The organism is Desulfocurvibacter africanus subsp. africanus DSM 2603, from assembly GCF_000422545.1.
GTDB classification, from domain to species: Bacteria; Desulfobacterota; Desulfovibrionia; order Desulfovibrionales; family Desulfovibrionaceae; genus Desulfocurvibacter; species Desulfocurvibacter africanus.
In genome coordinates this window covers 123,627-149,086 of record NZ_AULZ01000002.1, presented here as the reverse complement: position 1 = coordinate 149,086, position 25,460 = coordinate 123,627, and the positions used below count along the sequence as shown (strand labels likewise).

Annotated in this window: 23 protein-coding genes and 1 tRNA gene; 13 read left to right on the top strand and 11 right to left on the bottom strand. The window is 62.1% G+C overall.

Annotated elements, in window-relative coordinates:
- Positions 1-129 precede the first annotated feature (129 nt).
- On the top strand, positions 130-1,203 hold the full coding sequence (mnmA, locus tag H585_RS0102875) for a tRNA 2-thiouridine(34) synthase MnmA (protein ID WP_027366695.1): 1,074 nt from the start codon (positions 130-132) through the stop codon (positions 1,201-1,203).
- A gap of 73 nt (positions 1,204-1,276) precedes the next feature.
- Positions 1,277-1,618, top strand: coding sequence for a PilZ domain-containing protein (locus H585_RS0102870; protein ID WP_027366694.1), 342 nt, complete (start codon positions 1,277-1,279; stop codon positions 1,616-1,618).
- A 9-nt stretch (positions 1,619-1,627) separates the two neighbouring features.
- Here H585_RS0102870 and H585_RS0102865 read toward each other — a convergent pair whose 3' ends face one another.
- Positions 1,628-2,137, bottom strand: a complete 510-nt coding sequence (locus tag H585_RS0102865; RefSeq protein ID WP_027366693.1) for a tetratricopeptide repeat protein — start codon at positions 2,135-2,137, stop codon at positions 1,628-1,630.
- A gap of 63 nt (positions 2,138-2,200) precedes the next feature.
- On the opposite strand from H585_RS0102865, the gene H585_RS0102860 reads away from it, so the two are divergent.
- The 8 genes from H585_RS0102860 to H585_RS0102825 all read left to right on the top strand — a co-directional run bounded on the left by H585_RS0102860 (position 2,201) and on the right by H585_RS0102825 (position 10,095).
- The gene (locus tag H585_RS0102860; protein WP_027366692.1) at positions 2,201-3,526 is read left to right on the top strand and encodes a MiaB/RimO family radical SAM methylthiotransferase; all 1,326 of its coding nucleotides are present in this window, start codon (positions 2,201-2,203) and stop codon (positions 3,524-3,526) included.
- A 100-nt stretch (positions 3,527-3,626) separates the two neighbouring features.
- On the top strand, positions 3,627-4,511 hold the full coding sequence (locus H585_RS0102855; RefSeq protein ID WP_027366691.1) for a YicC/YloC family endoribonuclease: 885 nt from the start codon (positions 3,627-3,629) through the stop codon (positions 4,509-4,511).
- 54 nt (positions 4,512-4,565) lie between these two features.
- A complete protein-coding gene (locus H585_RS0102850; RefSeq protein WP_005987633.1) occupies positions 4,566-4,829 on the top strand; it encodes a DUF370 domain-containing protein in 264 nt (87 codons plus the stop codon).
- Positions 4,819-5,442: a guanylate kinase gene (gene gmk / locus H585_RS0102845; RefSeq protein ID WP_027366690.1), complete on the top strand. Its 624-nt coding sequence runs from the start codon at positions 4,819-4,821 to the stop codon at positions 5,440-5,442. Before H585_RS0102850 ends, gmk begins: the two co-directional genes overlap by 11 nt.
- Positions 5,442-6,185, top strand: coding sequence for an orotidine-5'-phosphate decarboxylase (gene pyrF / locus H585_RS0102840; RefSeq protein WP_027366689.1), 744 nt, complete (start codon positions 5,442-5,444; stop codon positions 6,183-6,185). Before gmk ends, pyrF begins: the two co-directional genes overlap by 1 nt.
- On the top strand, positions 6,173-7,048 hold the full coding sequence (locus H585_RS0102835) for a tetratricopeptide repeat protein (protein WP_027366688.1): 876 nt from the start codon (positions 6,173-6,175) through the stop codon (positions 7,046-7,048). Before pyrF ends, H585_RS0102835 begins: the two co-directional genes overlap by 13 nt.
- 282 nt (positions 7,049-7,330) lie before the next feature.
- On the top strand, positions 7,331-9,055 hold the full coding sequence (gene recJ / locus H585_RS0102830) for a single-stranded-DNA-specific exonuclease RecJ (RefSeq protein WP_027366687.1): 1,725 nt from the start codon (positions 7,331-7,333) through the stop codon (positions 9,053-9,055).
- 368 nt (positions 9,056-9,423) lie between these two features.
- Positions 9,424-10,095 (top strand): TIGR04211 family SH3 domain-containing protein, encoded by a 672-nt coding sequence (locus H585_RS0102825; RefSeq protein ID WP_027366686.1) that lies wholly within the window; start codon positions 9,424-9,426, stop codon positions 10,093-10,095.
- 278 nt (positions 10,096-10,373) lie between these two features.
- Here the strand turns inward: H585_RS0102825 and lipA are convergent, their stop codons facing one another.
- From lipA to H585_RS0102800, 5 genes are all read right to left on the bottom strand, one after another.
- Entirely contained in the window at positions 10,374-11,231 is an 858-nt protein-coding gene (gene lipA / locus H585_RS0102820; protein WP_027366685.1) for a lipoyl synthase, read from the bottom strand.
- Positions 11,203-11,856, bottom strand: coding sequence for a lipoyl(octanoyl) transferase LipB (lipB, locus tag H585_RS20735; RefSeq protein WP_034627013.1), 654 nt, complete (start codon positions 11,854-11,856; stop codon positions 11,203-11,205). The genes lipA and lipB overlap by 29 nt, the downstream gene beginning before the upstream one ends.
- Positions 11,853-14,228, bottom strand: a complete 2,376-nt coding sequence (locus H585_RS0102810) for a small ribosomal subunit Rsm22 family protein (protein WP_027366684.1) — start codon at positions 14,226-14,228, stop codon at positions 11,853-11,855. The genes lipB and H585_RS0102810 overlap by 4 nt, the downstream gene beginning before the upstream one ends.
- Complete coding sequence (locus H585_RS0102805; RefSeq protein ID WP_027366683.1) at positions 14,218-15,780, bottom strand: ASKHA domain-containing protein; 1,563 nt, start codon at positions 15,778-15,780, stop codon at positions 14,218-14,220. The genes H585_RS0102810 and H585_RS0102805 overlap by 11 nt, the downstream gene beginning before the upstream one ends.
- A gap of 76 nt (positions 15,781-15,856) precedes the next feature.
- The gene (locus H585_RS0102800; RefSeq protein ID WP_027366682.1) at positions 15,857-16,960 is read right to left on the bottom strand and encodes a PilZ domain-containing protein; all 1,104 of its coding nucleotides are present in this window, start codon (positions 16,958-16,960) and stop codon (positions 15,857-15,859) included.
- Between the two features lie 239 nt (positions 16,961-17,199).
- Here H585_RS0102800 and H585_RS0102795 point away from each other — a divergent pair, with 239 nt between their 5' ends.
- Positions 17,200-17,454, top strand: coding sequence for a hypothetical protein (locus H585_RS0102795; RefSeq protein WP_005987648.1), 255 nt, complete (start codon positions 17,200-17,202; stop codon positions 17,452-17,454).
- A gap of 300 nt (positions 17,455-17,754) precedes the next feature.
- Here H585_RS0102795 and H585_RS0102790 read toward each other — a convergent pair whose 3' ends face one another.
- Entirely contained in the window at positions 17,755-19,032 is a 1,278-nt protein-coding gene (locus H585_RS0102790; protein ID WP_244432468.1) for a M23 family metallopeptidase, read from the bottom strand.
- A gap of 317 nt (positions 19,033-19,349) precedes the next feature.
- Here H585_RS0102790 and H585_RS0102785 point away from each other — a divergent pair, with 317 nt between their 5' ends.
- Positions 19,350-20,249: a flagellin N-terminal helical domain-containing protein gene (locus H585_RS0102785; protein ID WP_027366680.1), complete on the top strand. Its 900-nt coding sequence runs from the start codon at positions 19,350-19,352 to the stop codon at positions 20,247-20,249.
- A 167-nt stretch (positions 20,250-20,416) separates the two neighbouring features.
- Here H585_RS0102785 and H585_RS0102780 read toward each other — a convergent pair whose 3' ends face one another.
- Positions 20,417-21,340 (bottom strand): DMT family transporter, encoded by a 924-nt coding sequence (locus H585_RS0102780; protein WP_244432467.1) that lies wholly within the window; start codon positions 21,338-21,340, stop codon positions 20,417-20,419.
- A gap of 142 nt (positions 21,341-21,482) precedes the next feature.
- Between H585_RS0102780 and H585_RS0102775 the strand changes: the two genes are divergently transcribed.
- Positions 21,483-21,559: transfer RNA gene (locus H585_RS0102775), tRNA-Pro, on the top strand.
- A 96-nt stretch (positions 21,560-21,655) separates the two neighbouring features.
- On the opposite strand, the gene radA is transcribed toward H585_RS0102775, so the two are convergent.
- The 3 genes from radA to hpt all read right to left on the bottom strand — a co-directional run bounded on the left by radA (position 21,656) and on the right by hpt (position 25,450).
- Positions 21,656-23,014, bottom strand: a complete 1,359-nt coding sequence (radA, locus tag H585_RS0102770) for a DNA repair protein RadA (protein ID WP_014260176.1) — start codon at positions 23,012-23,014, stop codon at positions 21,656-21,658.
- 249 nt (positions 23,015-23,263) lie between these two features.
- Positions 23,264-24,859 (bottom strand): DUF3426 domain-containing protein, encoded by a 1,596-nt coding sequence (locus tag H585_RS0102765; protein WP_027366678.1) that lies wholly within the window; start codon positions 24,857-24,859, stop codon positions 23,264-23,266.
- A 45-nt stretch (positions 24,860-24,904) separates the two neighbouring features.
- Complete coding sequence (gene hpt, locus H585_RS0102760) at positions 24,905-25,450, bottom strand: hypoxanthine phosphoribosyltransferase (RefSeq protein WP_014260174.1); 546 nt, start codon at positions 25,448-25,450, stop codon at positions 24,905-24,907.
- Positions 25,451-25,460: the final 10 nt, after the last annotated feature.

Genomic DNA, 25,460 nt, shown 5'->3' with positions numbered 1-25,460 from the left:
GCGGTTTATGAGCTGTTTGGCTTTTCAACGTTCGTATAACTACCAGCAAACCTTTCCCTGGCCTTCGCACAAGAATCCAGGGACGAGCCAAGCCTTCCGGAGACTGTTATTTCAGGCGTTCATCCAAGCATGTCCATCCCACGCGGCACCCTCATCGCCGTGGCTGTAAGCGGCGGCCGCGACAGCCTGTTGGCCCTGGCGCTTCTCCAAGAGCAAGGCCACGAGGTCGTCGCCGTGCACGCACGCTTCCTGCCAGGGGAATGGGACGAGGAACGCTTGGGGAAGCCGTTGCGGGACATTTCCGCACAGCTTGGCGTGGAACTGCGAGTTCTCGATCTACGCGCGGAATTCGAGCAGCGGGTCGTCGCGCCTTTCGTAGCCGAATACCAGGCCGGGCGCACTCCCAACCCTTGCGCCCTGTGCAATCCCAGGCTCAAGTTCGGTCTGCTCTTCGAGCGTGCGGCCGAAGAGTTCGGCGCGGGAGCCATCGCCACGGGGCACTACGCTCGGCTGGAGCATGATCCCGCGTTCGGCTTGTGCCTGCGCCGGGGTGAAGACGCGACCAAGGACCAGAGCTATTTCCTGGCCCTCGTACCAAGGCACAGGCTGGAGCGCGCGGTCTTTCCGCTGGGCGGCTGGCGCAAGGCCGACGTGGCGACAGCTCTGGAGGCGCGGGGTTTGCAGCCGCCTTTGCCGCTGGAAAGCCAGGAAGTCTGCTTCATCGCCAACGATGATTACAAGGCATTCCTGCAAGCGCGCGGTGTGGAGCTGCCCGGGCCAGGGCCCATGGAAATGGAGGACGGCACCGTTGTAGGGCGGCATGAGGGCTTGTGGCGGTATACGCTTGGCCAGCGCCGAGGGTTGGGCATCGCCTGGTCCGAACCTCTGTACGTGCTGGACAAGGATGTGCGCCGCAATGCGCTGCTGGTCGGACCCAAGTCAGGTCTGGCCTCGACGGGCTGCGAGGTGCGCGACGTGAACTATCTGGTGCCTCCGGCGCAATGGCCCGAGGTCGTGCTGGTCAAGACGCGCTATCGCCAAGGAGCTGCGCCGGCCCTGACGCGGCGCACGGAAACGGGCCTAGCCTTCGAGTTCCTGGAGCCGCAGGAGCGGCCCGCGCCAGGTCAGGTGGCTGTGGCCTACGACGAGGCCGGCATAGTCCTAGCCGGGGCTATCATCGAGCGCGGCCTGTGGATGGCATGACCATGGCATTGCCAGACGCTTGCCCTTCGCGCTACCCTGCGGGCCTGGACTCCAACCGGGATAAGCATTCAGCATGAACACTCACGAACGCAGGGAAACGCCGCGAATCAGCCTGTCGAGCCTGGTGGAAGTGGTTGTAAGCGACGGCCGCGACGCCCAGGCAGCATGCCGCATCCTCGACATCAGCCCCTTCGGGCTGCGCCTCGAGTTCATCGCCAGCGAGGATGCCGAACGCTTCGCGCACTGCCAGGCGCTGACCGTTGCCCGTTGCGCCCAAGCCGTCCAGGACATGCTGCTGGGCAAAGCCTGCGAAGTCAGGTGGCGACAGGGCGCAACCCTGGGCGCGCGCTTTCGTGCCCCCCTGGCTGTTTCTCTGCAGGGGCTGGGCATGAATCTGGAGTTCACATCCTTATGAACCGACACGCTAGTCGTTACTGCTCATCTCCCGCATCATTTGCCGTCTTTCCGCCTCGTTGAGCAGGTTCCTTGCCGCGTCCAGGAATTCCTGGCGCGGCAGCCCGCGGCTGATCAGAGCCTCGGTCATGTACAGGATGTCCTTTTTCAGGAACAGCTCCAGCGGATAGACGCTGGCATCGAAACGCGCCAACCCCTTCGCTGCCTGCCCGTCGAGGATGTCGGCCACGGCCAGGTAATAAATGGCCCGCCACTCCGATGGTCTCAGGGCGGCCGAGGACGCAAGCTGCGCCCTGGCTTCCACGTCCCGGCCCAGATAAAGATAGGCCCGGCCCAGATCGATGCGCGCATTGGCCCAGTCCGGGTGTTCAGCCACGGCCTGCTCAAGCAGCCTGACGCCCTCCCGGTAGTCTCCGCGGTTCAGGGCCAGATTGCCCCGGTAGTATCCGCAGGCATGTGTGGCAGCGAGCAGGAACAAGGCCAGGATGACAGGGATTTCACGGACGTGCCGCTTGGACATGGTTCCCCTCTTGGTCAGTGCCCAATCAGTGGTCCAAGCTAGCATGCTCATCGACCGGAACGAATGATAACAGACATGGATCAAAGACGAACCTTCGCCATCCGCACTCTCGGGTGCAAGATCAACCAGTACGAGAGCCAAGCCTTGCGCGAAGCATGGTTGGCCCGGGGCTGGTCCGAAGTCGACATGCGCCGGGCTCGGGTGGTGTTGTTCAATTCCTGTGCGGTCACGGCCGACGCCGTACGGACCCTGCGCGGTCAGGTCCGTCAGGTGCACCGTGTTAATCAGGAAGCCGAGATCGTGATTACAGGCTGTGCGGCCCAAGTCTTGTCGGCCGAGTTGGCGGATCTGGTCGACATGGCCCGCGTGGTCCTGGTGAACCAGCCACGCAAAGCCGGGCTGGCTTCATACCCCGACATCGGTCCGGCGCTGCCGAAGTCCGCCTTTCCGCCCCTGTGCATTTCGGATTTCAAACGTGCCAGGCCGGTGCTCAAGATTCAGGACGGCTGTTCCCACGGCTGCACCTATTGCATCGTGCCGCAAGGCCGCGGCCCGAGCCGCAGCCGCCCCATGGCCGATATCCTGGCCGAGGCCCGTCGGCTGCTGGCCTCTGGTTTTCGTGAAATAATCCTCGGCGGCATCAATCTGCGCCACTTCGGTCGCGATCTGCCCGGCGCGCCGGACCTGTGGGATCTGCTGGCCGTCCTGGACTCCGAGCTGGCCCCGGAGTGGGCAGGCCGCGCCAGGCTACGCCTGAGCTCCCTGGACCCTGCTCAGCTCGGTGGCAAGGCCCTGGATACGCTGGCCGCCTCAAGGCTGGTCTGTCCGCACCTGCACCTGTCCCTGCAGAGCCTGTCGCCGGAGATCCTGCGTTCCATGGGCCGTGGCCACTACGCCCCCGAGGAGATCGAGGGCTTTCTGCGCGAACTCGAAAGAGTATGGCCCACGTTCGCCTTGGGCGCCGATCTGCTGGTGGGCTTTCCGGGGGAAACCGACGGGCATTTCGAGCAGACATTGACCGCCCTGGATCGCCTGCCCCTGACCTACGCGCACGTCTTCCCCTATTCCAAACGGCCCGGCACTCGCGCGGCAAGCATGGCCAACCAAGTCTCGACCAGGGAGAAAAAAGAGAGGGTCGGGCAGTTGCGTGCTTTGGCCGATAAACGCAAGGCTGCTTTCATGCGTCATCTGCTGACCAGGGATAAACTAGCTGTGATCATGGAAAAGCCCGGTCGCAAGGCCGAGCTGTCCGGTATCTGCGAATTTTATGTGGAGTGCAGCTTCGCAAGTCCGCCAGGCCAAGCCGGATTCAAAGCCCTGGCCTGCGGCCGCCCTTTAGCCGTGGCCGACGGACGCATGATACTCGCTCCCGGCATCGAGCATCCATGACTTTCCAGCCGAGGTCCGTCGTCCCTTCGGGGCTGACGGCCAGGTGGTTTTCCTGTATAGCGCGACATTCGTGCGTATAACACAAGACACGGAGCAGACCATGCCGCGCAGCATGACAGGATATGGCAGATCAGAACTGACCAGCCCCCAATGGACCCTGACCTGGGAGATACGCAGCGTCAACAGCCGCTTCCTGGATATCAAATGGCGCACTCCGCACAACCTGCGCGGCCTTGAAGCCGACTGGGAACGCACTGTGCGCGAGGAAGCCTCGCGAGGCCGCCTGGACATCTACCTGCACTTCCAGCCCCATGGCAGCGGCACGGCCATGCTCGCCACGCTCAACACCGAGCTGGCCAAGCAGATGCTGGCCCAGATGTCCAAGCTTGCCGAGGACATGGGCCAGGACTACCGACCCGACTACAACCGCCTGCTGTCACTTTCGGTCCTGTGGCAGGAGTCCGTGGCCGAGCCGGACCCGCAGTTGGTGACCGACCTGGACAAGAGCCTGCGCGAAACGCTGCGCGTTTGGAACATCACGCGTGGTCAGGAAGGCAAGACCTTGCTCGCCGACCTGCAGGCCCGTTTCACCGAGTTGGGCAGTCTGCTCGAGCGCATCCGCGAACGCGTGCCCCAAGTACTGCAGGACAAGACCACGACACTCGCCGAGCGCATCCGTGCCATGGTCGAGCAGGCCGGAGTGGAGATTTCGGACGATCGCATGCTCCAGGAAGTGGCCATCCTCACGGACAAGCTGGACGTGTCCGAGGAATTGACTCGCCTGTCCATGCACCTTTCACGCATGGACAAGGTCTTGCAGAGCAAGGGAGAAGTAGGCCGGCAGCTCGACTTCCTCTTGCAGGAGACCTTCCGCGAGATCAACACCTGCGGCACCAAGAGCCAGGATGCCGAGATGAGCCGTCTGGCGGTGGATTTCAAGACCTTGCTTGAAAAGTGCCGGGAGCAAGTGCAGAACATCGAGTAGCGACCGCCGGAACAACACGCTCCGCGCACTGCGCTCTCTGTCAGGATTCTCCGCATGCAGAAATCAAGACTGCTCAATATCGGCTTCGGCAACTTCGTGGTCGCCTCGCGCGTGGTGTCCATCGTCAACCCGTCCTCGTCGCCCATGCGCCGGCTGCGCGAGGACGCCAAAGGCAGCGGCAGGCTCATCGACGCCACCCAGGGCCGCAAGACGCGCTCCATCATCGTCACCGACTCCAACCACGTCATCCTCTCCGCCATCCAGGCGGAGACCATCGCCCAGCGCTTCGGCGCCGAGGAAGAGGACCATGACAAGTAGTCTCCTGGGCCAAGCCTACATTATCTGCGCCCCGTCCGGCACAGGCAAGTCGACGCTCATCAAGCGACTGCTCTCCGACCTGCCGGGTTTCGCCTTCTCCGTGTCCTGCACCACTCGCGCTCCGCGCGCCGGCGAGGTCAACGGCCGCGACTATCACTTCGTCACCCGCGCCGAATTCGAGCGGATGCGCGGCCTGGGCCATTTCGCGGAATGGGCCGAGGTGCACGGGAACTTCTACGGCACCCCTCTGGCCGAGGCGCGGGCCCTCCTGGAAAGCGGCCGGGACATCATCTTCGATATAGACGTGCAGGGCGCCTTGCAACTCAAGCAGACCATTCCCGACGGCTGTTTCATCTTCCTGCTGCCGCCCTCGCGCCAGGCCCTCGTGGAGCGCCTCTCCCGACGCGCCAGCGACGGTCCCGAGGTCATCGCCCGCAGGTTGGCCAACGCCCGCAACGAAATTCGCCAGGCGCCCGAGTTTCAGTACCTTATCGTCAATGCCGACCTGGATCAGGCCTATGCCCAGCTCCGGGCCGTGGTAGTGGCCCAGAAGCTGGCCCCTGAGCGCAATCCAGGGCTCGTGGACTCCATTCTGGCAGGCTGGTCCGACTAGTGGCGGAGCTCATCATCGCTCTGGACTTCCCGCACGCGGAGCAAGCCTTGTCCATGGCGCGAACCGTGCGCGGCGAGGCCGACTGGGTCAAGATCGGCCTGGAGCTGTTCACCGCCGCCGGCCCGCGCGTGGTGACGGACATGAAGGAGCTTGGGCTCAAGGTATTCCTGGACCTCAAGTTTCACGACATTCCCAATACCGTGCGCGGCGCGGTGCGTTCCGCCGCCAATCTCGGGGTCGACATGCTCACCCTGCACGCCTCGGGCGGCCGGGACATGCTGGAAGCCGCGCGCGAGGCAAGCCTGACTTCGCGGCAGTCACCGCTGCTCTTCGCCGTAACGGTGCTCACGAGCATGTCGGCCGAGGACACGGCCCTGCTCGGCCGAAGCGACGTGCCAGGGCTGGTGCGCGACCTGGCCCACGCAAGCGGGCAAGCCGGCCTGGACGGCGTGGTCTGCTCGGCGCTGGAGGCCAAGCTCGTCAAGGAGGATTCCCGAGGCAAGCTGGCTTGTTTGACGCCCGGCATCCGCCTGGCCACATCGTCTGACGGCGCAAGGGCGGACGACCAAAAGCGCGTGGCCGATCCGGCCTTTGCCGTAACCCAAGGCTCCGACTACCTGGTGGTAGGCCGCCCGATTACCGGTGCGCAGGACCCGGCCGCGGCGATCCGCGCCTTTCAGCGCGCCATGGCCGAGGCCGGCCCGGCCAAGAGAAAGCCAGAGGACGGGGCATGGAACGGATAAAAGGAATTTTCTCCACCCAGGGCATGGAGGGGACCAGCACCGGCAGCACAACGCGGCAGGTCATCCGCAAGCAGTACTGGAGCGCCCTGGAACTCGATGGAGAAATCATCGAGGTGCAGCCCCTGAATGCGAACTATGTGCCCTCGGGCCCTAAGAAACACGTTGCCAAGAGCCAGTTCCTGGAACAATTCAACGCCGAACCCGAATTCTACGTTTCCACGGTTCTGCCGCGCATGCGCGAGCTGGAAAAGACCCTCCGGCGCGGCGAGACGCACCGCCAGGGCGGCGAAGCGTACAGCGCCGAGTTCGAGTTCAACTCCGCGCTCAAAGTGGACGAGGAAAACGTACGCGCCACCTTCGGTTTGGGCCTGACCTACATGGACCGCGGCGACACGCTTAAGGCTGAGGACATCCTCAGGCGTCTGGTGAACCTCGAGGCGGCTTTCGATTCCAGGCATAAGCACCTGTTCAACGAATTCGGCATCAATCTGCGCAAGAACCACATGTTCGGCCAGGCCTTGGAGTATTATGAACGCGCCCAGGAGCTGAGCGACAGCGACGATCATCTGCTCGTGAACATCGCCCGCCTGCACTTCGAGCGGGGCGACATCCGCAAATGCATTCTGCACCTCAAGGAAGCCCTGGAGCTCAACCCGGAGCAGGACGAAGCCAGGCAGTTCTGGTCCTTTCTGCAGCGCCGGGGACAGCTGGATGGTCCGCTCCAGGACATGGATTTGAACAAAGAGCTTGCCAGGCTCAAAACGGAACGCAAGCAACGTATCGAAAGCAAGCGACAGAAACGCAAGCAGAATACAAGCGACGAGGACCTCAGCGTCAAGGTCTACAAACCGGATTTTCCGTAGCTACGAGCAATGCCTCCGCGAGTCCGAAACACGACCAAAGACACTTCCAACGTTCTACTCCCAACATTCTGGCCAATTCCACGGCCATGGGCTACTCTTGCCACGAAGAGAGAATCCAGGGGCTGGACCATGGCATCATGCCGCCCTTCTGCCTGGGACCTGGAACCCCTTGTGCAATGCGGGCGAGCCTGCCAACCAGCATCATAACCCCGAAGCCCGCCCCGCGTTCCGGTAAAAGACGGGAATCGCCCGCCACACATAGCCATGCAGGACACGTTTTTCATGAGCAGCACTGAATCGCAGCACGTTTCCCAAGCGCGCCGCTGGATTTTTCGCCACTCCGATCAAGCCCCGGCCGAGACTGAAAGCTGGGCTCACGAGCTGGGCATCTCGCCGCTTCTGGCAGCCCTGCTCTGGCAACGCGGCTTGCGCACCTTGCGCGACATGGACGTGTTCCTGAGTCCGGGTTTGCGGCACCTGGCCAAGCCCGGTGATTTCCCAGGATTGGATGACGCGGCCCGTGTGCTGGCCCAAGGTTTGGAGCAGGGCCTGCCGATGGCCGTGTGGGGCGACTACGACGTGGACGGCGTCACGGCCACGGCACTGGTCACGGATGTGCTGGCCCGCCGCGGCTTCGCCGTGCGCCATTATCTGCCGAACCGCATGGAGGAAGGCTACGGCCTCAACCTGCAAGGCATCGAGCAGCTCGCGGCCGAAGGCGTGCGCCTGCTACTTACCGTGGACTGCGGCATCACCAGCACGGTCGAGATCGACCGAGCCCGCGAGCTGGGCATGACCGTGGTGGTCACGGACCACCACCTGCCGGGCAGCGAACTGCCCGCAGCCCACGGCATGTGCAACCCGCGCCTGGCTCCCTGCCCCTGCGAATCCCTGGCCGGCGTGGGCGTGGCCTTCCTGCTCATGGCGGCGGTCAATCGTCTTCTGCCCGGTTCTCCCTGCGACATGCGCGAGGTGCTCGATCTCGTGGCCCTGGGCACCTTGGCCGACGTGGTGGATCTGAATGGACAGAACCGCATCCTGGTCAAGAACGGACTGCTGCTCATCGCCGAGGGACGCAGACCGGGCATCTTCGCCCTCAAGGAGGCCGCCTGCTACAACCCCACGGCGCCCATGGGCGCGGGACAGGTGGTCTTCGGCCTGGCTCCGCGCATCAACGCCGCCGGCCGCCTGGGCCAGGCCGATCTGGCTTTGGAGCTGCTGCTGGCCCCGGATCGCGAGACAGCCAGGCCTTTGGCCGCCAAGCTCGACGCCATGAACAGCGAGCGTAAGCACGAAGAAGAACGCATCACGGCCGAGGCCCTTGCCCAAGCAGAGACGCAGCTGCACCGCGTCGGATTGGTGCTCTCCTCGCCCGGCTGGCACCACGGGGTCATCGGCATCGTGGCCTCGCGCATGGTCGAGGCCTTCTACCGGCCCGTGCTCATCTTGAGCGAGGAGGACGGTCTGCTCAAGGGCTCGGGCCGCAGTATCGACGAATTCGATCTGCACCAGGGCCTGTGCGCGTGCGCCGCGCTGCTGACCGGCTTCGGCGGTCACCGCCAGGCCGCCGGGCTCAGGCTGCGCTCCTCGGAGCTGGATGCCTTACGCGAAGCCTTTGACCAGGCCGTGCGCACTCAGGTCGGCGATGCGCCGCTTGCCCCGCGCATGAAACTGGATGGCCTATTGGCCTTCGGTCTCATCGACCAGCGCCTGCTGCGCGAACTGGAGCTTCTGCAACCCTTCGGCATGGGCAACCCGGAGCCGGTTTTCCTCCATTCCGGGGCCATGGTCCGCGCACACCGCATCTTTGCCGGCAAGCATGTCAGTCTGGACCTGCGCGACGAGGCTTCGGGCGTAACCCTCAAGGCCAAGGCCTGGCGCCAGGCCGAAAGCCTGCCGCATGCGGTTCTTGGGAAGCCCATCAGTCTGGCCTTCACGCCCAAGATAAACTCCTACAACGGACTTGATCAGATCGAGTTGCACATCAAGGACTGGAAACCGGCCTGACAGGGCTGCAGAAAGTTCCTGCCATATGCCTTTTCATCTTCACCGCGGTTGAAACCCGTCCTGCGCAAGCGCAGGATGCTTTGTCCTTCACGCGCCTGCCAGCAGGAGCTGTTTGGATAAGGCGCGTCCTTGCGATCACAAATCCATCAGCTTGTTTCCATTAAGCTTACCCACAACGGCTTACCTCTCTTGCGCCATCAGCGCATCCGCACGCATGCGGCGTTTCCACCTGGTGAGTCATCCTGACATGCTGCTTTCCGCACGAAATTTGCGCACTATGGTTCGCACCTTGCATATTTTTACACGTCAGGATACTGCCTGAGCATACCGAAACAGTTCAAGGAACCGTAACCAGCACAGGATACGCCATGGCTGCTGCGCATCGCCTCTCTTTCGCGATCGTATTCGCTTTCATATTTTTTGTCGCAAGCCCTGCTTGGTCCGCCTACTACGTCACGGATGAACATGAGTTCACCCTGCGCACGGGGCCGAACACCACACACAAGATCATCCAGATGCTGCCCACGGGCTCTTCGCTGGAGCTGCTTGAGGATGGAGACGAGTGGGCCAGGGTCCGCACGGAGAAAGGCCGTGAGGGCTGGGTGGCAAAGCGCTTCATCATGCAGGAGATGCCCAAGGCCATGGTTCTGGACCAGGCGCGTAAGCGTTATGCCCAGCTCCAGGAGGATTCCAAAACGGCCCTGGAGCAGGCCAGGGCCCTCGGCGTCGAGAACAAGGATCTTCAGGTCAGCCTGGAAAGCGCAAAGGCCGAATTAGCTCGCGTCAGCCAGGAGTATGAGACCCTGCGCGCCGAATCGAGCGAGGTTATCGAACTCAAGCAGCAATACCAAACGGCCTCGGTCGGTCTGGAGAGTATCTCGGATCTGGTGGCCAAGCTGACCAAAGAAAACGAATCCCTGCTTAGCGCAGAAAGCCTGAACTGGTTCCTGGCCGGCGCGGCCGCGGTGCTCGTGCCGTGGCTGCTGGGCTCCGTCGTGGGCCGCTTTGGCGGCAAGCGCAGGGAGCGCATTTCTTTCTAGAGCAGATTGCTTTTAAGACGCCCGCTCCGGCGTTGACGGCGCAAGTGAATTGCGCCTACGCTTATGCGGCGGCAAGCCATGCCGACGCATGGCTTGCAGAGCATTTTCAAAAGCAAAATGCTCTAAGGCGGGATGCATGGGGACGAGCTAGCCGCTTGAGCCCACAAAGTCAGTCAACGCAATAGATGCCAAAAGGCCCGGTGGAATCGCCAACCGGGCCTTTTTTGCGCTCAAGGACTTGCGTTCACCTCAAGAAGCGGATCTGAAGGTCGTGGCGACTACGCGCCCGTTTCCTTTCTAGCGAACAATTCCGCGTTATAGCTGCTACGCACCAGCGGGGCGCAGAACATGTGCGGAACGCCCAGGGAGCGGCCGTAGGCCGCGTATCCCTCGAACGTGTCCGGATGCACGTAGCGTTCGACCTCAGGGTGTTTGCGCGAAGGCCGCATGTACTGGCCCACCGTGACGATATCGCAGGCCGCGGCGTGCAGGTCGCGGATGACCCCGCGCACTTCCTCGTCCGTTTCCCCAAGGCCGACCATGAGCCCACTTTTGGTAGAAGCCTCCGGAGCCAATTCCTTGGCCGTGCGCAGCAGCTCCAGACTGCGGGCGTACACGGCTTGTGGACGGATGCGGGGGTAAAGGCCGGGCGCGGTCTCCACATTATGGTTGAGGATTCCGGGCTCGGCGGCCAGCACGGTTTCCAGAGCCTGCCGGTCTCCCTGGAAATCTGGGATGAGCACCTCGGTGGAGACTTGCGGATGGTCGGCGCGGATTCGCCGCAGCACGGCCGCGAAGTGCGTCGATCCGCCATCGGGCAGATCGTCGCGGGTCACGGAAGTTATGACCGCGTGCCTGAGCTCCAAGCGACCCACGGCTTCGGATACGCGAGCCGGCTCGTCCGGATCCACGGGCTCGGGCCTGCCCAGGCCGATGTTACAGAAGGCGCAGCCGCGCGTGCACTGCGCGCCGAGAATCAGAAAGGTCGCCACCTTGCGCGAGTAGCACTCGAAGATATTGGGGCAGCGCGCCGAGCGGCACACCGTGTTCAAGCGCAGGTCGCCCAGCAAAGCGCCGGTGCAGGAAAACCCCTTGCCCCGCGGCAGCTCAATCCTGAGCCAGGGCGGGATGCGCAAGGGTTTGCGCGAAGCCTCTGACAAACCGCTCGCCGAAGTCATGCCGTACCTCGTCCATGTCCACCCGCCGGCCCAGCTCGCCTTCCATCGAGGCGGGCCGCACTCCGGACAGGCCGCAAAGGGTGATGAGCTCGAACAGGCTGGTATCCGCCGCCACGTTCAGGGACAGCCCATGCCAGGTGGTCCAGCGCCGCACGGCAATGCCTACCGAGGCGATCTTGCCACGCTCGGTCCACACTCCCGGTCGGTCGTCAAAGCGACGGGCCGTGATGCCGTATCCAGCCAGCAGCCCGATGGCCGTATCCTCCAGCAAGGTCACGAAGCGGCGCACGCCGCCGGGTCGCCGGTCCAGGCGCACTATGGGATAGGCCACGAGCTGGCCGGGGAAATGGCAGGTGATCTTGCCGCCCCTGGCCGAGCGCACGTAGCCGACGCCGAGCCCGGCCAGGGCCGAGGCGGGCACGTGCAGATGCTCTTCACCGCCATGGCGGCCCACGGTGACGACCTTGGGATGCTCCAGCAGGAAGAGCGTCTCTTCCGCGCCGGCAGCCACTTCGGCCAGGCGTTCAAGTTGCAGGACCTCGGCCTCAACGTAGGGAACGAGTCCCAGATCGCGAACGATCACCTGCCGCCCTTGCCGGAGCCGCGACTACGCTTGGGGCCGCGCGGCTTGCGCTCATCACGTCCCCGGGATTCCCGCTCGTCGCTATCCGGCCTGCTCTTGGTTTTGCGCTCGTCCGGCCGAAGGTCTCGGCGCTGTTCAGGGCGCCCATTGGTGTTCTGAGCACCACGGCGATCAGCGCGTTCAGGGCGACCACTCTCCCGCTCGGGCGCACGTCCTCCGCGCTCGGACGGACGGCCGTCGCGCGGCCCGTAAGCCTTGTCCGCTTTCTGACCTGCCGGCTGGCCATGCCGTTGTGTCGAGGGCTTTCGCTGGTCGAAGTGGGGCTTGCCCTTGCCAAAGCTCTTGGGCTTTTCACCGGACGGCCCGGTGCCACGTTTCTCGAAGCGGCGGCCTTCGGCTTGTCCACGCGGGGCATATCCACGCTCGGAATGCCCGGCTGCCGCCCTGGGCTTGAACTCGCCCCGTCGCTCTGGCCCCGCCTCGCGTGGACGCTCAGCCTTGCCCGCATATGGCGAAGCCTCAAAGTCCTCCGGCTTGCCTTGTCGGCCCTTGGGGCCAAGCTTGCCGGAAAACGGCTTGCCGCTCTTCGGTCCGCCGAAGGCTGGCTTGGGCTTGAACTTGCCTCTGCGCTCTGGCCCCGCCTCGCGCGGACGCTCAGTCTTGCCCGCGTATGCAGAGGCTTCGAAATCCTCCGGCCTGCCTTGTCGGCCCTTGAAATCAGGTTTGCCGGGAAACGGTTTGTTGCTCTTCGACCCGCCGAAGGCTGGCTTGGGCTTGAACTTGCCCCTGTGCTCTGGACCCGTCTCGCGCGGCCGCTCAGACTTGCCCGCGTATGGCGAAGCCTCAAAGTCCCCCGGCCTGCCCTGCCGGCTCTGGGGCCCAGGCTTGCCGGGAAACGGCTTGCCGCCCTTGAACTTGTCATCCCTGACCTTGCCGGCCCAGGGCTTGGCGGTCGTGCCTGCCGGTTCCCGCTGCGGGCCATGGCCTGACTTGCGGACGCCCTCTCCGGTCTCACGCTCCTCGGATTGCCCCGCGCGAAACGCCTGCAGGGCCATGTTGCGCACCTTGAGGATTCCTGGAGCCTTGTTCGGCTTGGGCACATATGCGGGCCTGGGCCGCCCGCCTACTTCGCGCGCGCTCTTTTGCGCCTCTTCGCGCATATCGGGACGCGCCGCACGCCGCGGCTCATTCAGCGGCTCCAAGGGCAGGATGATCGCATCGGTCTTGGCATCGCGTAGCGGTTCCTCGGGCTGCTGGCGTGGACGCCACAGGCAGCCCGAAGGCAGACGCTTGAGTTCGTGCTCGTCGCCGGCGGCGATCACGAGTCCGGCTTCCGCGCAGCCGTAGCGGCCAGCGCGAAATCCGACCCCGGTCAGCTCGAAAACATCTGAAATCATGCGCACGCCCGATATATCCGCGGGCGAACGCGCGGCTTCTCCCCGACCGGTGTAGAGAAAGCTCAGCGCCACGCCGCGCCGGCGGAAGCCCACGTCCTCGGACATGCGCTGCAGCCATTGGGGAGCGCCGACCACGCCGAACTGGAAGTGGCACCAGGCCTTGCCGGTCGTGCCCGGCATGGGGCATTCGGCTACGTGGGTGCAGGGCGCCAAGGGCATGAAGCCCTCCTCGGCCAACTCGGTGCGCAAGGCCGACAGGAGCCGCCCTCCCGTGCGCGTGCCGGGCTCCACCAGCAGCATGCGGGCATTTTCGGTTGTCTGGCGAGCGAGGCTTTGGGCCATGCGCTCCTCGCGGCCCTCGCCCGTACGCGTTGAAAACTCGTTGAGCACATTGGCCGCGATGAGCAGATCAGCCCGCGCTGGCAGCCGCGCGCCCATGGCGCCTTGCACCAACTCGATACGCCAGGGCGTGTCCTGGCCCACCAGAGCCCGAAAGAGGTTCAGCCCCACGCGCATGGGCTGTGCGGCACGGTCCAGGCAGAAGAAGCGCAACTTGCGTTGGCGCAGCTCGGGTTTGGCAATCCACAGCGCCTGCACGGCGGTAAGCGGGCCGGAACCGAGATCCACGCAGACCGCATTGTCGGGCAGGTCCAACTCCAGGCCGGACAGCAGCCGCGTAAGCCGATAAAGGTTCCAGGGCAGAAAGAAGGCCACGTAAGCAGCCAAGCTGGCTGCATCACTCATGTATTTCGGCGCGAAGCCTTGAGCCCGCTCGTCGGTCAACTCGTGCGACAGACGGCGGATACTGAACGGCAACTCGCGGCGATGTTTGGGTTTCAGATCCAGGACCTTGGCCGCGATCAGGCCGTAGCCCTCCAGCAGCCGGGCGGCCTCGGCGGTTAATGGAGGAAAGAGGCAGGCGGAGGGCCGGGGCAGGCTGCCCGCGGACCGAGGGTCTTGCGATTCAGGGCACATATTCAAACACCATGCGGGTTAAATAATCTCTTTCGAATGTCGGGCGGGCAGTCAAATCCAGGACCGTGGCCCGATCGGCCAACTGCTCAAGCTGCTTCCTGGCGGCCGTGTTTTCCAGGAGCCTGCGTGCGCCGGCCAACGAAGTATTGCCGGCCACGCGCACGCGTTTGGCCAGCACCGGGGAGAGGAAGCCGAGCCGCTCCAGGTCGCCGGGCGCGGTGTGCTCGCCCAAAGCGCCGGCCAAGAACACGGCCGTGAGTTCCGAAGCCGGCAGGCCCGCTTCGGCCAACAGCGCCGAGAGGGCCATGTTGAAAGCCGCCTTGACCTTGAGCAGCTCTTCCACATCGCCGGCGTGCAGCCATAAGCCGGGAGCCATGCGCAGGCGCGCTTCGCCGCGCGTCGATGCGCCCAATTCGCGGGCCAACCTCATCGCCAGGGGTGTGGTGGACTCGGTTCGGAACCTACCCTGCGCATCCAACAGCCCCACGCGCAGCAGGACGGACACCAACGACAGGTAGCCCGTTCCGCTCACAGCCACAGGCCGTGAGCCGTCGCCGAGCACGCTGCAAGTCAAGCCTTGCGGCCCAAGCTCGAAGCGCGTGGCCACTCCAGGGCCCGCCAGGCTACCGTGGCGCAGACCTATGCCTTCAAGGGCAGGCCCCAAGGGTACGCTGGCCACGAGCACCCGTTCCCGATCGAGCACCAGGGCGAACTCGCCGTTAGTGCCCATGTCCGCCAACAGATAGGGCGTGGGTCCGCCTGCGTCCAGGGCGTCCAGAGCAGCTAAGCCGGCGCTCAGGTCTCCCCCTGCAAAAGGGCCGAACAGCGGAGGGATGTAACAAGGCGGCAAGTCGGGGGTCAGGCTATGCCAGACCCCGCCGCGAAAGTCCAGCTTATATGGAGCGGCGGCCAGGCCGTCGGGCGAAAGCGCCAGCAACAGATAGGTCATGGCCGAATTGCCGGCCACGCACATGGATTCCAGCGGACCCGGCAATGCGCGCGCGATGCGCACGAGCAAATCCAGAACCACCTGACGCAGAAGCCCGGCCTCTCCCCTTGCCGCCAAGGCCAAGCGGGACATGACCTCGCTGCCCGCGCCGAGCTGCGGGTTCAAGGCCCGGCCGCGGGCAACAACGACTCCTTCCGAAAATGCTTCCCAGTGCACGCTGGTGGTGCCCAGATCCACGGCCAAGTGCAATGGCCCGACTGGCGAGGTCAGCACCTCGTGGACCTCGACGGGCACACTGGAGGCCACTGGGGGCAGTTCGATATGATCGCCGGAACGTGGGAAATGGCGGCAGGCCAAGCGCATGCCGGATTCCAATTCAGCGGATGAGAGGACTTCGAGCTCGGTATCCGTCGGCTGCGGGAATTCGGTGGCGGAGGTGAGATAGCGCACACGGCACAGGCCGCAACGGCCCAGGCCCGAGCAAAGTGGCAGAGGCGGGCGCAGTCCTGTGGCGAACAAGGCCTGGGACAGACTGCTGTCGCGGCTTACGACGATTTCACGCCGCTTGCCCGCGCTATCGCTAACGATTATCGTGGCTGCCATGCGGAGCACCTGGTTCCAATCTAATACTTAAGCTTACGCTCAAGCGTTAGGGAAAGGAAGCCCGGTATCCGACAACTCAGACCAGAGCCTCTTGATCCTTTTCCTGACGTCCTGCCAGATAATGCTCCCACTCATCGATGACGCGGTTCATTCCCGGCAGACCCTCGGCCACGCCAATGTCGGCCCAACGCATCTCGCTTTCCTCGGCATTGACCACGCTGCCCAAGGCGGCGAAACGCATGCACAGGTTAAGACCCTTGCCGCTGGTGAATACCTTAGTCACCGTGACGCCGAGCCAAATCCAGCGATAATTGCCCTTGGCGGGATTGAACAGGAAAAGCTGCAGGCACATGTCCTTGCCTTGTTTATAGGCTTGCGGACGGGCTCCCTCGGGCAGCACCAGACGGATGCCTCCGGCTGAAATGTCGTGGACCCAAGCGTCGCCGGCTTTGTCCATGTTGATTCGCAACGACGGACCGAGCAAGCGCAGACGCGAGCGGCCATCCTCCCAGCGCTCCAGCCACAGCTTGCCTTTGATGAAGCTCTGGCGCTCCACCTCATAGCGGGAATGGTTACGCCGGAGCAGATAGTTGAGGGACATGGGCATCTGAAAATGCAGCAGATATTCCCTGGAGCCGGGCTGGGATACTCGTTCAAGATAGGTATTGAAGTGGTTGAACTGCCGGTCCTTGAACTGAATGGGTCGAAACAGGAACATAAGCATCTTGCCCACGGGAAACCGCATGTTAGCCGAGTTGCCCATGACCTTCAGAACGAAACCTGCAGGACCAACCTCTTCTATCTTCCCTTCGGACAGGTAGCGAGCATTCTTGCCGTCGCCCTGATGCACTTCCAAGGGTGATTCAGCCTTGGCGAGGTGTTCTAGAATGCGTCGATTGTCTTCCAGGCGCTTCTTGCCGGCGAACATGGCCAGCAGATGATAATGAAGCTTCTTGTAATTATGACGCAGGAGATAGCCCATGAGCAGAACCGTCACTATGCCCAGTATGCTGCCGAGGAAATATGTATCGGCAGGCTTCATCTGGACTCTGGCGAAGGAATTCTGGACCAGATTGAGATAGCTCTTATCGAAGCTCGCAGCCATGGGCGCCCTGTCGGCACCGGAGCAGAACTCACCGAGACGCTGGAAAGCCATCATCCACCATGTCTGAAAAACCATGCACTGCTCCTCGAAATGATCTATCTCCATCAATACTCGGCAAACCGGCAATCGTCGAGAATTCTCGATCACTCCCTGGCGGACGGCGGTAAGGTATACCTGCTTGTCTCCTACTCCAGCGCGGAGCTTGATCAAAAAGCGTAGCGCAGGGTGTTGACGTTCTCGGTTTGCTCTTTATTTAATGTTTCGCGACGCTGATCTCGCGTCCCGATACCAAGATTTGCCCAAAGGAGCAGCTAATGTCCGACAACAAGTTTGGAACGCACACCTGCCCGCATTGCGGCAGCGAGCTTAAAATCTGGATCGCACCGCCCGAAACATGGTGGGGCGAAATTCTCGTCTGCAACAACAACGATTGCCCGTATTACAAGGGATCCAACGATACTATCGCCAACAAGCGCGACGACTCCCGCCTGGGATGCCGCTACGCCATCGATCCCGGCAACGAGTTCAAGCCTTTTAACCTGTTGTCCTGGTGCCCGACGTTGGATTAATTCCAGCCGTCGAGATCCACGTTTCGCGACAGCCACACGGGAGGCCTTGCAAGCCTCCCAGCGCATAAACCCCGTCAGGTGACTTCCCGGCGGGGTTTTGTGTGTTCTCGGCTCATGCAACGAGTCTTGCCCTCACTGTGCGCAAAACTCCATGGTACGTATAAATAATTATAGCTGTCGGAATTCCCCGCAGTCACGAATGCGACCATAAGCCAAGCGTTTATGGCGCTATCTGACCAAAATCATCGCCACATGCCCAGAGAGGCGCAAGCCTCCCCTACTGCCCGGCAAGCTGCAAGGCTAGATCGCGGGAATGGTCTGACGCTGAGCTTCCGCGGTGTGACTCGCATCCTGCTCCAGCGTTGTGGTCAGATGGCTGACCAATCCGGCGAAGGCCTCTCTGCGGTCCTGGGGCACTCCCTCGGCCGGCGGCGTCTTGAGCTTGACTGGATTGATATGCTGACCGTTCTTCTTCATGCGAAAGCAGACGTGAGGCCCGGTCGCCCAGCCAGTTTGGCCCACGTAGCCGATGACTTGCCCCTGCCGCACGCGCGAACCGCGTTTGAGGCCGGACGCGAAGCGGCTCATGTGCAGGTAGGATGTCTCGTAGCTGTTGTTGTGGCGGATGGTGATGTAGTTGCCCGATGCGTTATTCCTGGTCCGGACCGTGATCACACCATCCCCCACGCTCTTGATGGGCGTGCCTGTGGGTGCGGCGTAATCGGTACCCAGATGAGGGCGGTTGACACCGAGCACGGGATGGAACCGCTTGCGTGAAAATCCCGAAGTGATGCGGGCGAAGTCTAGCGGAGTTTTGAGGAAGGCCTTGCGCATGGAACGGCCGTTCTCATCATAGAAGTGGGCTTGGCCCTCGGCCGTTTCGAAGAGAAAGCCCTTGTAGACCTGCCCCTGATTGATGAACATGGCCGCCAAAATGCGCCCATAGCCTGCGGGTTGGCCATCCCGTGAGCGCTTCTCCGCCAATACGGTAAACGTATCGCCCTCGCGAATGTCGCGAATGAAATCGATGTCCCAGGCGAAAATTTCCGCTAGCCGCACGGCGAGTTCCGGCGATTCGCCGGCAGCGTCCACAGCAGCGTAAAGGTTGCTGGTGATCACGCCCGACACGCGCTCCGTGCGCACATCGTACTCGATGGGTGCGCGCTCGACTTGAAAGCCCTCTTCCGCCTTGAGAATCCGGAGCTTCTCCGCCGCGCTGATCTCATACTCGAAGCCGTGAAAATCATCGCCCTGGGTCGTGATGGCGAAAGCATGGCCCGCGCAGATGCGCGACAAAGAAAAAATTTCCTCGCATTCGCGGGCCAGGGAAATAATTTCGGCGGGGGAAAAGAAGTCACCGAGCAGCGTCATGACTGTATCGCCCTTCTGCACGACGCCTTCCTTGAGTAGAAGGGCATCCACGCCACTGTCCCCTGCAAGGATTTCGTTACCGGCCTGTCCAGTCGCTTCCGTGAACTCGTCCCTTGCGGCTCCGGGCTTGCTTGCAGCACGAGAGTCCGAGGCTCCTTCCTGCCTGTCATCCCGGTCGAGCATGGGCATTAGGCTGAGAATACCCATGAAGCATATCATGACAAGCACGATCGTCTTCCGCTTTGAACGCTTCTTGATGGTCATTCGGTAGTAATTGGTCATTGCGCAGATTCGGGTGGGTTTGGTTGATCTCGCCTGAGCGATTTTTCAGATTTGGTACAGCTTTTCAGGCCCGGTGTCCATACATCATGGCCGCGAATCCTTGTGCCAGGCGGGTTGGCGGTCGACGAACCTCATCCGGGAAGCACCGGAATAATTCCCTAAAGTTTCCAACGGGGCCGCCGATAAGAGTTGCATAGTTCACATTGGCAAGGACGCCAACACACTTCAAGGAGGAATCAACTATGTCTCTTACGATCAATCACAACCTGATGGCGACGAACGCGGCCCGCAACCTGAGCACTTCGTACTCCAACCTGTCCGTGTCCACCCGCCGCCTGTCCTCGGGACTGCGCGTTGGCACCGCCGCCGATGACGCGGCCGGTTTGGCTTCCCGCGAGCTCATGCGCGCCGACATCTCGTCCCTCAACCAGGGCGTGCGCAACGCCAACGACGCCATCAGCCTCATCCAGACGGCTGACGGCGGATTGCAGGTCATTGACGAAAAGCTCATCCGCATGAAGGAGCTTGCAACGCAGGCCTCCACCGGCACCTACAACTCCGACCAGCGCCTGATCATCGACTCCGAGTACCAGGCCATGGCTTCGGAAATCACGCGTATCGCCAGCGCGACCGACTTCAACGGCGTCTATCTGCTGAACGGCAACCTGTCCGGCGCAAACAGCACGCATGATGGCTCCGCGCTTGCTTCCACCGGCCCGCTGAAGGTCCACTTCGGCACGGGCAACGACTCGGCCGAGGACTACTACTACATCGCCATCGGCAACTCCACGGCCTCGGCTCTGGGCGTGGGCCTTTGCGCCGGCGCCACCGCCGCTGGCGCTTCCATCTCCACGCAGGAGAATGCCCAGAAGGCCCTGGAAGCCATCAACAGCGCTATCATCTCCAAGGACAAGATCCGCGCCAACCTGGGCGCCCTGCAGAACCGCCTGGAGAACACCGTCTCCAACCTGCAGATCCAGGCCGAGAACCTGCAAGCCGCCGAGTCGCGCATCTCCGACGTGGACGTCGCCTCCGAGATGACCGAGTTCGTGCGCCAGCAGATCCTGTCGCAGTCCGCGGTGGCCATGCTGTCCCAGGCCAACTCCCTGCCCAGGATGGCCATGCAGCTCATCGGCGGCTAATTCTGACCATCTTCATATTGTTGAAGAAAAAGGCCCGCTCTTGCGGGCCTTTTTCATTTCCAGCCGACCAAGCCGAGCTGCGTTGTAGCCTGCCTGGCTTTGTCGAAATTCCGCCGTGACAGAGCAGGGCCTTTGGGCTCTGGTCGAACACGCCAATCCGCTACGCCTTATCCCTTCACCTGCGAAGCAACTTTCCGCCTCGTGAAGCCTCGTCCCTGGCTGCAATAAATACCGATGAATACCAAGCCGGCACCCAGAAATTGGACGGTAGTAAAGCGTTCACCGAGCATGAGCCAGCCCAGCGCCACGGCGACCACAGGTATCAGGTTCACATAGGCTGCAGCCTGGCTCGCGGGCAGAATGCTCATACCGTAGTTGTAAAGGCCATATGCCCCGACGGTAATGATCGTGCCAAGGAAAACCACGGCCAGGGTTGGCGCCCAGGCAAAATTGGCTGGGATTTCGGGCGCGTGCCACAAAAACGCTGGCAAAAAGAACACCGCGCCGCATACGGCCTGCATGGCGGTCAGATACCAGGGAGAGTGGCGAGCCGAAAGTCGCTTGACCAGCAGCATGTAACCAGTGGCGCTGACCATGGCCATGAATTCCAGGAAATTGCCCAATACTGGATTAGGCGCATCTTCCGTGGCAGAGCCGCCCAGGGACAACACAGCCACGCCCGCAAGCGAAACAAGAAAGCCGACGACCACGCTTGCCCGAATATTCTCTGCAAGCATGAAGTGTGCGCCCACCGCCACGGTCAGAGGCAATATCGCCGAAACAGTCCCGGCCTGGGAGGCCGTGGTATAGTGCATGGCGTAGCCTTCAAAGAGATAATAGAGACACGGCTCGAATAAAGCCATGAGCAGGATGGCCCAGATGTCGCGGAGTTGAAAAACCACTCGGCGCAAGCTACGCGAGCAAGCCATAAATATGAGCGAGGCGATGGCCATGCGACCCCAGATCACCGGCATGGGGCCGTAGGCAGTTACGGCTATCTTCATGGCGATGAACGAAGCGCCCCAGAGTACCGTCGAGGTGAACAGAGAAGCGTGGGCCAGACGCAGACTACGCTCCGAAGGCATTATCATTGTTTGTCCCCTGTAAACGGTCCCAAGCAGGACGCCGAAAATGGCCCTGCCGCTTCCGCAAGTCAATGGAGACCTATCCTCCTTTGCTTATCTTTTTTCTTGCCAAAACCAGCTCCACTACCTATATCAGCACCTCGCACAACGGGATGTGGCTCAGTCTGGTAGAGCGCCGCGTTCGGGACGCGGAGACCGGAGGTTCAAATCCTCTCATCCCGACCAGATTTCAAAGGGTTACGAGACAATCGTAACCCTTTTTTGTCTCGGTACATAAATTCGGTAGACAAGCGCCTTTCTTTGCGTTGGACGGAATCAATTTCAGCCTTCTCCCTGTCCGCCCTCCTGACCGAAAAGCGCCTTCTGGAAGCCTCCAATCGTCCCGCTGCCGTGCAGGCCCTTGCCTTGCCTGGAAAAGAACATGGGGCCGTATCCCAAGCGCTTGGCCTGCTTGCGTCGTATGTCGTGAGCGCTGACGGGCCTGACCATGCCGTTCAGGTCAATCTCACCCCAAAACACCGCGCCTTCTGGAAGCGGCCGATCGTAGAGGCTCGACAGCACGGCCGCGACGATGCCCAGGTCCAGACCCGGCTCGGCCAGCTTCAGCCCGCCGCCGATCTTGCAGTACACATCAGACGTAGCCAGGTTGATGCGCAGGTGTTTCTCCAGCACGGCCAACAGCAGGTGCAGACGGTTCACGTCAAAGCCCAGGGCCGTCCGCCGGGGGAAGGACAACGTAGAGCGGCCCACGAGGGCCTGCACCTCCACTGCGAAGGGTCGCTGACCGTCCATGGCCATGACCACCGCCGTCCCTGATAAAGAGGCGTCCCGCTCACCCAGGAAGAAGGTAGACGGATCGCTGACGATGGACAGTCCTTTTTCGAGCATCTCCAGCACCAGCAACTCGTCGCTGGGTCCGAAGCGGTTTTTGAGCACGCGCAGGATGCGGTACAGGTGGCGCCGGTCGCCCTCCAGGTAGAGCACCGTGTCCACCATGTGTTCCATGAGCTTGGGGCCGGCGATGCTGCCTTCCTTGGTCACGTGTCCCACGAGGAAGAGCGTGGTGGCGGACTTCTTGGCCTGCTCGATGAGTTCCGTGGACACGGCGCGCACCTGGCTCACGCTGCCGGGTATGCCATCCACGCGCGAGGATGCCATGGTTTGCACCGAATCCACGATGAGCAGCTCGGGCGGCTGACCGGACGTAAACAGGCTCAGCAGGTCGTCGTTATTGGCCGTGGCCATGGCCAGCAGCCCCGGCCCCAACAGACCAAGACGCTCGGCCCGGCCCTTGAGTTGCGGCAGGGACTCCTCGCCCGAGGCGTAGACCGCCCGGCCGCCGCGAGTCGCCACACTGCCGGCGAGCTGCAGGAGCAGCGTGGACTTGCCGATGCCCGGTTCACCGCCCAGGAGCACGGCCGCGCCGGGCGTCAGCCCCTTGCCCAGCACGCGGTCCAACTCCTCGAAGCCCGTGGGTCGGCCCTGCATCAGCTCGCCGCCGACCTCTTCCAGGGCCACGGGGGCATTCTTGCCGCCCGGCTTGGACTCGGATGGGCTTTTCTTGCTCACAATCTCGGCAGCCAAGGTGTTCCACTCCTTGCAGGCCGGGCACTGGCCCTGCCATACAAGGCTCTGGTTGCCGCAAGTCGAGCAGATATAGATTTCACGCGTCTTGGCCATTCCATCTCCTCAGCAGCTCATATTGCCGCTTTATGTAGAGCATTTTGCTTTTGAAAATGCTCTGCAAGCCATGCGTCGGCATGGCTTGCCGTCGCGTAGGCGTAGGCGTAGGCGCAATTCACTTGCGCCGTCAACGCCGGAGCGGGCGTCTTAAAAGCAATCTGCTCTAAAAAGACAGGGCCGGGAGAACGAAGCTCCCGGCCCTGCATAAATACTCACTCTTCCAGCTATAGCCAGCAGTCCGCTCGTCTACTTCGCTGGGTCCTTGGCCTCTATTACCTTGACCCCGAATTCGGCCACGGTCTCGGGCGCATTGAAGAACACGGCCATGAACGGCACGGACTCGCCGGTCTGCACGTCGGAATTGTTGCTCAGGATGCCCACGTCGGAGTTGAGCGCGGCATCGATCTCCTGAGGGCTCATGATCTGAAGTTGAAACAAGGAGACCGTGTTGCCGGCGGACATGTCCTTGCTGACCACGACGTTGCCCGTCTGATCATATAGGCTCGCCTGCACGCGGATGAATTCTTTAGAGCTGGGGAAGTTATTGACCACCTTGCCCTCGATGACGAAGACTTGGCCCGCTTTTTCGTTCTGCACGGTGTACTGGCGGATGTTCTCCAGTGAGAGCAGACGAACCTGCTCCTCGGCGGGCTTGGCCATGCTGCCGCTCTGGGGCAAACCAGCCGTGCGGGCCATATCCTGGACCCACGGAGGCAGACTGGACCACAGGCCGAGATAGTGGATGGCGGCCACGCCGCCTCCTGCGAGCAGGAACACGAACAAGAGCAGAAAGAGCAAAAGCTTGCCTGCGCCGCCGGACTTCCTTTTCTGCTTCTTGGGCTGACGGTCGAAATCGTCGTCCCCATCCAGGTTCAAGCCTAGGCCTGAGGCACTAGAACCAGATCCGGTCTCGTCCTCAAAACCTGTCTCGTCATTAGCCGTCGGCCACAAGTCATCCATATCGTCGGACTGGTCCAGAGAACGCTGCCGCCCTGCCGACCGTCCGGCAGGGGCGGGATCGCCTTCGTCCAGGTCCATGGACAAGCCGCGCAAGGCAGCCTCGAACTCGTCGTCTCCAAGTTCTTCCTGAGCCGCGGCGCCGGGCTTGTCTTGCCTGCCGCCAGCTTCCTCCTCTACATTTTCGGTCGATTCGCCCCAGCCCAAATCCTCACCGAGACCAAGATCGTCCGGCTCACCGGACCCCATCTCAGAGGCCTTTTTGCTTTCACGACTTGGACTCGGTGCGAAATCAGAGCCCAAATCAAGGTCGTCCAGACCCAAGTCATCGGCAGGCTTCTTGCGAGCCGCAGGCTTGTCGCCCAGCAGCGCGCCCAGGTCCGTTTCGGAACTTAGGCCGCCGAAGATATCCTCGTCCTCGACCGCGGGCTTTTTCTTTCTATCCGCCTTGGCCGGAACATCCTCCTTGAGGAAATCGTCAGAGAAGGAAATCTCGTCGCTTTCCTTCTGCTTGTCTTCAAAGGGGTCCTTGCCCAGGTCGCTCAGATCGCCCAGGCTGGCGAGGAAATCCTCCTCGTCGAAATCGGTCTCGGAAGCGGCCTTGCCGGACGTGCCGCCAACGGCATCAGCCGTGTGAGCGACTTCCTTTTGAGGCTGGGCATTGGGAGCGACAGGCTCGGGTTTGGACGCTGAGGGTTCGGGTACAGGCGCTGCCTTGACTTCCGTTTGAAGCTTGGGCGCCGGCTCAAATGCGGGTTCGACGCTTTCAGGATAAGCGGTGAAGGTATGTGTGCAACGGGAGCAGCGGACCTTGGTGCCGCTGTCCAAAATCTTGTTGTCGGGGAGGTTGTATTTAGTCTGACACTCTGGGCATTGAACAATCATGGATGTAATCTCCGATGGCCGGACTACGGCCGCGTCAGCACAGACCTATCCGCTTCGGCCGTCGCCATCGGGGATTAGGTCGTAGATGCTACGCATGCCGCGATATTTTTCAGCATAGTCAAGTCCGTAGCCCACCACAAAACCTTTGTCCAGGGCAAAGCCGGTGAAATCAACCTGCAATTCCACCTCGCGCCGTTCGGACTTGTCTATAAGGGCACATATCTTGACCGATTTAGGCCTGCGCAAGGCAAGAACCTTGAGGAAGTAATCCATGGACCGGCCCGTGTCCACGATGTCTTCCACAACGAGCACATGCTTGCCTTCGATGTTCGTCTCCATATCCTTCTTGAATTCGACTTTCTCGGCGCCGTGTGTGCGGTCGCCGTAGCTGGCCAGGCGCACGAAGTCCAAGCGCACGTCCATCTGCTGCGGCAAGGCGCGCACCAGATCCGAGAAAAAGAGAAAGGCTCCCTTGAGCACGCACACGGCAATGATTGGTTCGTCGCCATAGTGGCGGCATATCTCCAGGCCGAGTTCCTGCACGCGGCGTGCTATATCCTGTTCGTCAATGAGCTTGATGAAAGTCGGCATATTGGCAGGG